The following is a 10838-nucleotide window of genomic DNA, read 5'->3' on the forward strand; positions in this document are numbered from 1 at the left end:
TATTCTCCTTGATGGATACAGGGTCTGGCAGCAGAGTACCGCCAACATGTCTGCTAGGCATTAACGATTGTTAATTATTCTTCCTCAAGACGTTTTTTGATCCGGCTGAGGCTTATCGGGGTGATCCCCAGATAAGAGGCAATCTGATAGTCGGCAATCCGGCTCAATAATTCCGGGAAGCTGGTGGTAAATAACTGGTAGCGTTCCTCTGGCGTATGCATCAGCATAAAGCGTTCTTTTTGTTCTTTATAGCTAAGCTGCCGTTCAAGCAGGCGCAGGTAGAGAGGATTGCCCTGTGCTCGCCACTGCACTAGCAGACCGACAGGCAAGGCTAGCAGCTTGCTGGCAGACAGGGTCTCGAGCAAGAAGGGTGACGGCGCATCATTGATAAGGCTTTCAAAGCCAATCAGGACATCCTGGTCCCAATAGAACTCTTTGCTGAACTGTTTTCCCTCGGGCGTGAGATAGCAGGCATGACAAAGTCCGTCGAGGAGAAAGTAGCAATAGCCCGGCTTTTCCCCTTGGTTGAGCAATACGTGCCGGGTTGGCAGCTCCATGGGGTCGGCGGCAGCGACGGCTTCTTGGATGGTTTCCGCTGAAGCACCAAGCTGACTGAGAAAGGCTTGCAGGACGTCGTTCATAATAATGGTTACAGGTTGGGAACTATGCTGCCATCATAGCAAAAAAATACCGCGGGCTAAGCCGCGGTATGTGTGAGTGATGGAGACTCAGGGGTTATTTTTGCAGATCGATACGATAGACTGCAAAGCCAACCTTGTCCGTACCCACTTTCTCCATCGGGTACTGACCTTTGTCTTTAATAAACTGCGTCGCCTTGTCGCTTGGCGAGGTTTCAAATGTCACATTCAGCTTCTTGTCGCTCTTCAGTGGCGCAAAAGACCAGTTGTTGTCAGCACTCGGGGTAACCAGGCCTTTTTCTTTGCTGATACGGGAGATGTAGTCGGCAATGACCGTACGGTTTTCATCCGGTGAGGCAAAGGCGACATATTGCTCGCCGGTACCGGCAAATTTGCCGCTGTATGCCCGGTAGTTGTTGGTCGCAATGATAAAGGCCTGCGTTGGCTCGACAGGTTTGCCGTTGAACGTCAGCTCTTGGATTCGCGAGGCTTTGTCATTGATTAGCTTGCAGTTACCGTCGTAACGGGCAGGCTGCGAGATATCGATGGTGTAGTTTACGCCGTCGATCACATCGAAGTTATAGGTTCGGAAACCGTCCCAGTTGATCAGCCCCTGCTGTTCGGTGCTGTTGAGATCGATCTGGTTGAACTGACCTGCCGAGCATTCCAGCCATTCTTTGACTTCTTTGCCGGTGACTTTCATGGCAACCAGGGTGTTCGGGTACAGATACAGATCGGCGGCGTTGCGGAATGTTAGCTGACCGGACTCGACTTCGGTGAAGTTCGCTGGATCGTTACCGCGACCACCTGCCTTGAATGGTGCCGCTGCAGACAGAACCGGAATTCCGTCCAGATCAGGATCGCCCTGGATGAAGCGCTCGACATAGTCTTTCTGGGCCAGGCTAACAATCTGAACCGTTGGATCGTCCTGAACCAGTGCCAGGAAGCTGTACATCACATCGCTGGCTTTGCCGATTGGCTGATTGACGAAATCACGGGTGGCCTTGTGGTCTTCGCTTACAGATGCAACCAGCTTTTCATCCGCTTCGACAAGGGCTTCTTTCTTGTACTTGTCATAGATAGGGCGAGCTTCGGTCTGGGCATCAGTGACGACCCACTTGCTGTCTTCTTTTTCCAAAACAAGGTCCATCACGCCCAGGTGATCACCCCAGCGGCCCGGCATAACAGCAGCAACACCGTTGATGGTACCTTTCTTGATATCGGTATTCGGCAGGTTGGCAAAGCCTTTGCCTGGGAACACTGCATGCGAGTGGCCGAAGGCAATAGCGTCAATTCCCTCTACCTCTGTGAGGTAGTAAACCGAGTTTTCTGCCATCACTTTATACGGATCAGCAGAGACGCCGGAATGAGGGATCGCAACAATAACATCTGCCCCCTCAGCTTTCATTTGCGGCACAAACTTTTCCGCGGCTTGTTTGATATCGAGTGCTTCTACCTTGCCTTCCAGGTTCTTCTTGTCCCAGATAAGAATCTGCGGCGGAACAAAGCCGATATAGCCTACTTTGATTTCGTGCTCGACACCATCAGTGTCTTTGAAGGTGTGCGGCATGATGATGTATGGCGTGAACATGTTTTTGCCTGTCTTCAGGTCAATCACGTTCGAGTTGATATATGGGAAGGTCGCACCTTTAAGAGAGGTTTTCAGGAAGTCCAGCCCATAGTTGAATTCGTGGTTACCCAGGTTACCGACATCATAATTCAGCTGGTTCATCGCCTTGTATACAGGGTGAACTTCGCCGGCCTTGATGCCCTTGGCAGCCATGTAGTCACCCATAGGACTACCCTGCAGTAAATCACCGTTGTCGACCAATACGCTGTTAGTGACTTCGGCACGAGCTTCTTTAACTAGCGTGGCGGTACGAACAAGGCCGGTTTTTTTGGTTGGTTTATCTTTGTAGTAATCGTAATCCATCACGTTGGTGTGGATATCGGTTGTTTCCAAAATACGTAACTTGATCGTTTCAGCCGTGGCAGGACCCGCCATAGTCAGCAGGCCACCAAGTACTGCAATTGACAGCGGCTTGGCAGATAGTTTCATGATTTTCTCCAGGATATAGAACGGGAAAGCGTGCTTAAGGTATCAAAATTTATGTCGGTATTACGCGAGCTGGTTACCTTATTGTGTTATGAATCTCGTTTTTTTGCTCAAAAAGGCGGTGCAAATCTCATTATGCTTATGATTTCACCTGTTCCGAGTTTTTCAGTAATACAAAAAAGGCATAACTTAAACCCGATGTGGCTGGAGCAATTATGAGCCTGAGCTATATTTACCTGTAATTACTGCCTTTTTAAGATTGATTGATTAGCTGAGGCGATAATTTCTCTTTAATGGGTCTCATTTATGCGTCCCCCAAACTTTTTGGAATAAAAAATGAAATTTTAGAATTTCAGGTAATATTCCAGCCCGACTATAGTGCTGTTAGATATAGAACAGAGGGCGCTGTAAATGGATTACTTGCCAATTTTTGCAGACATAAGACGTCGACCATGTTTGGTTGTCGGGGGCGGCGACGTCGCATGGCGTAAAACTCGCATGCTATTGAAGGCGGGTGCCGATGTGCGGGTGATTGCCCGTGAGCTCAATGGCGATTTCCAGCAAGCCCTGCAGGCAGGAGAAATAGCGCATCAGGCAGAAGAGTTTGCCCCGTCAGATCTTGATGGGATTTTCTTGGCTATTGCCGCCACTGATCGCAAGGCCGTCAATGCACTTGTATACCAGTCAGCCAATCAGCGTCAGGTGATGGTCAACGTGGTTGATGATACGCAGCGCTGCAGCTTTATTGTGCCTTCTATCGTCGATCGTTCGCCGATCATTGTTGCCATTTCTTCTTCAGGCAAGGCCCCTGTTCTTGCTCGTTTAGTTCGAGAAAAGCTCGAAGCGCTTCTGCCTCAGCACCTGGGGCGGATGGCTGATATTGCTGGGCGCTTCCGCAACCGACTGGCCCAAATTGTATCTTCTGCCTCACAGCGGCGGTATTTCTGGGAGCAGGCTTTTAACGGTCGTTTTTCTGAGTTAGTTGCTGCCGGTCAGGAAAAGCAAGCCGAACAGGAGTTGGCTGACTTGTCCTTACAGGCGCAGCAACAACGCTTTTCCCAGGGGCAGGTTGCCTTGATTGGTGCCGGTCCTGGTGATGCAGGGCTATTGACGCTTCGAGCCTTGCAACTGATGCAACAGGCCGACGTGGTGCTTTATGACTACTTGGTCTCTGATGAGGTGATGGATCTCGTTCGCCGTGATGCTGAGTTGGTCTGCGTCGGTAAAAAAGCCGGTTTTCACAGTGTCCCGCAGGAAGAAACCAACGAGCTTATTGTTCGCTATGCAGAACAAGGCAAGCGCGTGGTTCGTCTCAAAGGAGGAGACCCGTTTGTCTTCGGCCGGGGGGGCGAAGAGCTGGAAGTCTTGTTCGATGCCGGTATTCCGTTCCAGGTGGTGCCGGGTATAACGGCGGCTGCGGGAGCGACGGCTTACGCCGGCATTCCGCTGACCCACCGTGATTATGCCCAAACAGCCATGTTTATTACCGGTCACCTCAAGCCTGATGGCGATCAGCTGGACTGGTCAACCCTGGCACGCGGTAAGCAAACGCTGGTGATTTATATGGGGCTGATGAAATCCAGCCATATCCAGCAACAGTTACTGGGCCACGGACGGGCGGCGGATACGCCTATTGCTATTATTGAACGTGGTACCCAGAAATCTCAGAAAGTTTTGAAAGGTCAGCTCGGTGAGCTGGCGACATTAGCTCAACATGCCGCTTCACCCTCATTGATAGTGGTCGGGGAAGTGGTGAATTTATCAGAAAAATTACATTGGTTCGGCAAGCAGGAACAGCAATTACAACAGTCTGCTGTTGTGAAGCTGGCATAGTATGGAGAGAGTGATGGACCCTAAACGTTTAACCCACCTCAAGCAGCTAGAAGCGGAGAGTATTCATATTATCCGCGAAGTGGCTGCTGAGTTCGATAACCCGGTAATGATGTACTCCATCGGGAAAGATTCATCGGTTATGTTGCATCTTGCCCGCAAGGCATTCTACCCGGGCAAGATTCCATTCCCTCTTCTGCATGTGGATACCGACTGGAAATTCCGCGAGATGATCGAGTTTCGCGATCGTACTGCTAAGAAGTATGGTTTTGATTTACTGGTGCATAAGAACCCTGAGGGGCTCGCGATGGGAGTTGGCCCCTTTACCCATGGTTCTTCAAAGCACACCGATATTATGAAAACCCAGGGGCTGAAGCAGGCTCTGAATAAATATGGCTTTGATGCCGCATTCGGCGGTGCACGCCGTGACGAAGAGAAGTCTCGGGCCAAAGAGCGTGTCTATTCGTTCCGTGACAAAAACCATACCTGGGATCCGAAAAATCAGCGCCCCGAGTTGTGGAAAACCTACAACGGTCAGATCAACAAAGGCGAGAGTATCCGCGTTTTCCCGTTATCGAACTGGACCGAGCTGGATATCTGGCAGTATATCTACCTGGAAGGCATTGAGATTGTGCCGTTGTACCTGTCTGAGGTACGTCCTGTTGTTGATCGTGACGGTATGTTGATCATGGTGGACGACGATCGGATGGAGCTGCAACCGGGTGAGAAAATTGAACATAAGAGCGTACGCTTCCGTACCTTGGGCTGCTATCCGCTGACCGGTGCGATTGAGTCAGAGGCCAATACCCTGCCGGGTATTATTGAGGAGATGCTGGTGGCGACATCGAGCGAACGTCAGGGACGGGCGATTGATCATGATCAGTCAGGCTCGATGGAATTGAAAAAGCGTCAAGGTTACTTCTAAGGAAAGATACATGAACAGTCTTATTGAACAACAAGTGGCTGAGCTAGGCATAGAAGCTTACCTTGACCAACATCAGAACAAATCGCTGCTTCGCTTTTTGACCTGTGGCTCTGTGGATGACGGCAAGAGCACCTTGATTGGTCGTCTGCTTCATGATTCGCACCAGATTTATGAAGATCAGTTGGCGGCCATTCATACCGACAGTCAGAAAGTTGGTACAACGGGTGATAAGCCCGATCTGGCATTGCTGGTTGATGGCCTTCAGGCTGAGCGGGAGCAGGGGATCACCATTGATGTCGCCTACCGCTATTTCTCTACCAAGAAGCGTAAGTTCATCATTGCCGATACCCCGGGCCATGAACAGTATACGCGTAACATGGCGACGGGTGCCTCGACCTGTGATGTAGCCGTGATTTTGATTGACGCCCGAAAAGGAGTCTTGGATCAAACTCGCCGCCACTCCTATATAGCGAGCTTGCTGGGTATCCGCCATTTTGTGGTTGCCATAAACAAAATGGACCTGGTTGATTACCAGGAAGAGCGTTTCGATACAATTCGTGATGAGTACCTGGCCTTTGCCGAGAAGCTGAATGCCGATCTTGATATCAAACTGGTGCCGCTGTCGGCATTGGAGGGTGACAATGTTGTTGGTCTGAGTGACAAAACGCCTTGGTATGACGGTGATTCGTTACTGGCGTTGCTTGAAAATGTCGATATTGGCCAGGAACGTGAAACGGGAGATTTTCGTTTCCCTGTGCAATATGTTAATCGCCCTAACCTGGATTTTCGTGGCTTTGCCGGCACGGTGGCCTCGGGTGTGGTTAAAGCTGGTGATCAGATTAAAGCGCTGCCTTCGGGGAAAATCTCTACGGTCGAGCGTATCGTGACCTTTGACGGTGACTTGCCAGAAGCGCACCCCGGTCAGGCGGTGACATTAACCCTGACTGACGAAATCGATATTAGCCGTGGTGATACCATAGTGGCTGCCAATGATGATGTCCCACAGAGCAATCATTTGTTGGCTGACATTGTATGGATGGCAGAAGCCCCATTGGAGATTGGTCGCCAGTACGATATTAAGGTTGCCGGTAAGAAAACTGTTGGCTCAGTGGAAGCCATTCGCCATCAGGTCGATATCAATAACCTGGAAACTTTCTCAGTCGATGCGTTACCGTTAAATGGTATTGGCCTATGTGAAGTGACACTGAATGAAGAGATTGCCGTTGATGCCTATAAGGACAGTGTCGATACCGGTGGCTTTATTGTTATCGACCGTTTGACCAACGTAACGGTGGGGGCTGGGATGGTGCGTGAGGCGTTGGCAGGAACAGGAAGTCAACAAGAAAGCCCGTTCAGTGCCTTCGAGATTGAATTCAATGCGCTGATCCGTAAGCATTTCCCTCACTGGGATGCAAAAGATATCAGTAAACTACTGGGATAATAGCATGGGCTGGGAACAAGGAATGGTTCTTGCCATGTTAATGGTGATAGTAACCTGTCTGCTGACAACACGGATTAAACCGGCTTATTTATTTGCCGGAGCTGCCTTTGTCGGTTTCCAGGTTGGTATGATTGACTTGCCGACCTTGGCAGGCAACTTTACTAATTCATCGTTGTTAACTTTGGTATTGCTGATCCTTGTTTCTGTTGCCCTTGAGAAAACACGCCTGATCAGCTGGGTCGGGCGTCAGATTTCGCAAGGCGGTCAGTCTAGCGTGGTTGCAAAGCTTGGCTTGTCGACCGCGTTTTTGTCTTCATTTACGAATAATACGGCCGTGGTCGTGTCATTGATTGGTGCTATCAAGCGAAATCAGCGTCATGCACCATCCAGATTGCTGATCCCCCTTTCTTATACTGCCATATTAGGGGGAACACTCACCTTGATTGGCACTTCAACGAATCTAATCATAAATAGTTTCGTTGAAGATGCAGGGCTACCTAGCCTGGGCTTTTTTGCGCCTACCTCTATTGGGTTGGCAGTCTTGGCGATCGGGCTGATTATTATTATTCCTCTCAGCTATCTGTTACCTGTCTATGATGACAATAGTCAGGATGACTTACCGTATTTTCTCGAAGCCCGAATCGTAGGGGGCTCGCCGCTGGCGGGCAAAACGGTTGCCGAGAATGGTCTGCGCGCGTTACGCCGCCTGTTTTTGGCGGAAGTGATACGTAATGGCAAAAAGATAGCTCCCGTGTGCCCGGATACCCGCTTGCTGGCTGGTGATACCCTGCTGTTTTGTGGCGATGTGGAAAGTGTCACCACGTTGCAGGAAATAAACGGTTTGCATTTATTTGGTCAGCACCACCTTAATGGTCAGTCGATGCTGGAGGTGATCGTCAGTCACTCTGCGGGAATACGAGGCAAAACACTGAAAAGCGTTCGCTTTAGGGAGCGCTTTGATGCTGTTGTTGTTGCCATCCGCCGGGGGCATGAACGTCTGGGGGGAGGCCTCGGCAATATCGAATTGCATGCCGGTGATACATTGGTCATTGTGCCTGGTAAAGCGTTCAATGAGAAAAAGCAGCAGCTTAACCGAGAGTTTGTGTTGGTCAACGGGCTCGATTCCAGCGCGCGTTTAGATAGCAGAAAGAGCTTCAGCGTTCTGGCGGGGTTTATGGGAGTCATTGCTGCGGCGTTGCTTGATATTTTGCCGATTATCAATGGGCTTGCCGCTTACCTGTTGGTACTGGTTGCCACTGGCATTATTTCTTTCACCGAAATTCGACGGCGCTTTCCGGTCGACATCGTTGTGATTGTCGGTTCGGCGCTGTCGCTTGCTCAGCTAATGATCTCCAGTGGCTTGTCAGAGCGCATGGGCAATATGCTGATGACGGTATTTAACGGTTGGGGGATCTATGGAGCATTGGTTGCGGTATATCTACTGACGCTAATCCTTACGGAGCTGGTGACCAACAATGCTGCAGCGGCACTCTCTTTTCCTATAGCCTACAGTTTGGCGGTGAGTTACGGCGCGGATCCTATGCCTTTTATTATGGCGATCTTATTCGGTGCCAGCGCCAGTTTTATTTCTCCCTATGGTTATCAGACCAATTTATTGGTCTATAGCGTGGGAAATTACAAATTAATAGATTACTTACGGGTAGGGTTACCGATCTCCATTGTGTATTCAGTGGTTGTACTTGCGTTGATCCCTCAGCTATTTCCTTTTTAATATGATTTTTAATCGTATGTCATGAAACGGAGTTAAATATGACAGCCGCGGTTCAGCCTCATGATGATGAGAATGTTGTATGGCACAGCCATCAGACAGATAAGGCCTTTCGTGCCAAGCAAAAAAAGCAAAAGCCTTGTGTAATGTGGTTCACCGGGTTGAGTGGCGCCGGGAAATCAACGGTTGCCGGTGCCCTGGAGTCCCGTCTAGCGGAGTTGGGCCATCATACCTATCTTCTTGACGGTGATAATGTCCGACATGGATTGTGCCGTGATCTTGGGTTCTCGACGGAAGATCGCCGGGAAAACATCCGACGCATAGGTGAAGTCGCAAAGTTGATGGCTGATGCTGGGCTTATTGTATTAAGTGCTTTTATTTCCCCACATCGTCAAGAGCGTCAGTTGGTCCGTGACTTACTACCTGAAGGTGAGTTTCTTGAGGTATTTGTCGATACGCCGCTGGCTGAATGTGAGAAGCGTGATCCGAAAGGCTTGTATAAGAAAGCCCGAGCAGGTGAAATTAAACAGTTCACAGGGATCGACTCTGAATATCAGGCTCCGGAATTGCCAGAGATCCATTTACAAGCTGGTGAGGCATCGGTCGCAGAGTTGGTAGAGCTGTGTTTGGAGTCGTTGAGACAACGTCAGATCATCCGCTAATAAAAGGAGTCGCTACGAGTGAGTACTCTACTCGAATCGATATATGGCATAGCGCTTGAAGCCGGAGAAGCTATCATGGAGCGCTATCATGGCAATGTTCAGGTTTCTGAGAAGGCTGATAGTAGCCCGGTGACCGAAGCAGATCTCGCAGCCAATACCATTATTGTTGAACAGCTAAAAGCGTTAACGCCAGACATTCCTATTCTTTCTGAAGAGTCTGCTCATACTCCTTGGCCTGAGAGGCAGCATTGGTCTTCTTTTTGGCTGGTGGATCCTCTTGATGGCACTAAAGAGTTTTTGCGCAAGAATGGTGAGTTTACTGTCAACATTGCTCTGATTGAGAATGGTAAGCCAACCATAGCGGTTGTCCATGCTCCGGCATTGGACAAGTCTTGGTTAGGAGATAGTGAAAAGGCTTGGCTTCAGACAAAAGCAGGACGAGATCAGATAAAGGTTCGACCTGCAACTGTACCAACTGTGGTGGGCAGTCGTTCTCACCCTAGTCCAGACATGGAGAGTTATCTCGAAAAACTGGGTGAGCACAAAATGGCGGAAGTTGGTTCATCGCTGAAGTTTTGCTTGGTTGCCGAAGGTCGAGCACAATTTTACCCTCGGTTAGGTCCCACTATGATGTGGGATACCGCTGCCGGACAATGCATAGCGGAAAGCGCAGGAGCAACGGTGAAGCAGTTCAACGGTGATACATTAAGTTACCATCGAGAAGAATTGTTAAACCCATATTTTGTTGTAGCTATTTAAAGTCACTGTTTTTCGACAATATTAAGGCAGCCACTGGCTGCCTTTTTTTGCGAATTCTCTAAAACAAGACCACTCTACTCCGTTATTGGCTACGCTTATTCTACTGCAATGAGTTTTGACGCTTTGATTGGGGGAGTTGAATAGCTTTATTTGTTGTCATTTTTATAGGTTATGGCTTGAATTATCAGCAATCGATGAAAAAGTTCAAAAAACTGGTTGTCATATTCTTCACCCTCCCTATAATGCCGCCTCACCGACAAGGAACAACGATACTTAGTAAGCTATTTGCAAACTGTGTATAACTTGTAGGTAAGTGGGATATCTAAGAAAACAATTGAAAAAAGGTGCTTGACACCAGTTTGAAATTGCATAGAATTGCCATCCTCTTCAGTAAGTAAGTCGAAAGCGCTAAAAAATAAGCTTTTGCATTATTGAAGTGAGTCAGGAAGCGGTTTTGAAAAAATCAAAAAACAGCTTGACTTAAAAATAGAGGCGCGTAAGATACGCAGCCTAGCCAACACAAAGTGTTAGCGAAACGTTCTTTAACAATTTGACCATGCAATCTGTGTGGGCACTCGTGAAATGATTAGTCAAACCTTTTGTCTTCACTCCTTTTTGTCTTCACTTTTATAAAGTGAAAGTAAATTGGGAAGTGAAAGCAAATTTGGCATCAGTGAACTGAGTGACCAATACAAAATAGCTTATGTTATTTTGGCACAGTCAATTCGAGTTCTCGTTACTAGCTTCTAGTAATGGAAACTCAATCAGTATTCATTGAGCCGACCAAAATCTTAAATT

Annotated in this window: 8 protein-coding genes; 6 read left to right on the plus strand and 2 right to left on the minus strand. The window is 48.7% G+C overall.

All coding sequences use genetic code 11. The features are described from left to right. Nucleotides 1–74: 74 nt before the first annotated feature. Together EIZ48_RS25270 and EIZ48_RS25275 are read right to left on the minus strand one after the other, a co-directional pair. Complete coding sequence (locus EIZ48_RS25270; protein WP_160657821.1) at nt 75–641, minus strand: Crp/Fnr family transcriptional regulator; 567 nt, start codon at nt 639–641, stop codon at nt 75–77. A gap of 94 nt (nt 642–735) precedes the next feature. Continuing rightward, on the minus strand, nt 736–2697 hold the full coding sequence (locus EIZ48_RS25275; RefSeq protein WP_160657823.1) for a bifunctional 2',3'-cyclic-nucleotide 2'-phosphodiesterase/3'-nucleotidase: 1962 nt from the start codon (nt 2695–2697) through the stop codon (nt 736–738). Nucleotides 2698–3105: 408 nt separating this feature from the next. Here EIZ48_RS25275 and cysG point away from each other — a divergent pair, with 408 nt between their 5' ends. The 6 genes from cysG to cysQ are packed head-to-tail and all read left to right on the plus strand — an operon-like array spanning nt 3106 to nt 10040. Continuing rightward, complete coding sequence (cysG, locus tag EIZ48_RS25280; RefSeq protein WP_160657826.1) at nt 3106–4527, plus strand: siroheme synthase CysG; 1422 nt, start codon at nt 3106–3108, stop codon at nt 4525–4527. Nucleotides 4528–4540: 13 nt separating this feature from the next. Further along, on the plus strand, nt 4541–5449 hold the full coding sequence (cysD, locus tag EIZ48_RS25285; protein WP_075767914.1) for a sulfate adenylyltransferase subunit CysD: 909 nt from the start codon (nt 4541–4543) through the stop codon (nt 5447–5449). A 10-nt stretch (nt 5450–5459) separates the two neighbouring features. Next, entirely contained in the window at nt 5460–6890 is a 1431-nt protein-coding gene (cysN, locus tag EIZ48_RS25290; RefSeq protein WP_160657828.1) for a sulfate adenylyltransferase subunit CysN, read from the plus strand. Nucleotides 6891–6894: 4 nt separating this feature from the next. Then, nucleotides 6895–8622 carry an SLC13 family permease gene (locus EIZ48_RS25295; protein ID WP_160657831.1) on the plus strand — a complete coding sequence of 576 codons (1728 nt, stop codon included), beginning with the start codon at nt 6895–6897 and terminating at the stop codon, nt 8620–8622. A gap of 38 nt (nt 8623–8660) precedes the next feature. After that, nucleotides 8661–9281 carry an adenylyl-sulfate kinase gene (cysC, locus tag EIZ48_RS25300; RefSeq protein ID WP_160657833.1) on the plus strand — a complete coding sequence of 207 codons (621 nt, stop codon included), beginning with the start codon at nt 8661–8663 and terminating at the stop codon, nt 9279–9281. 18 nt (nt 9282–9299) lie between these two features. Next, on the plus strand, nt 9300–10040 hold the full coding sequence (cysQ, locus tag EIZ48_RS25305) for a 3'(2'),5'-bisphosphate nucleotidase CysQ (RefSeq protein WP_160657835.1): 741 nt from the start codon (nt 9300–9302) through the stop codon (nt 10038–10040). The last annotated feature ends 798 nt before the right edge of the window (nt 10041–10838 follow it).

It is taken from the genome of Photobacterium alginatilyticum, assembly GCF_009910675.1.
Taxonomy (GTDB): domain Bacteria; phylum Pseudomonadota; class Gammaproteobacteria; order Enterobacterales; family Vibrionaceae; genus Photobacterium; species Photobacterium alginatilyticum.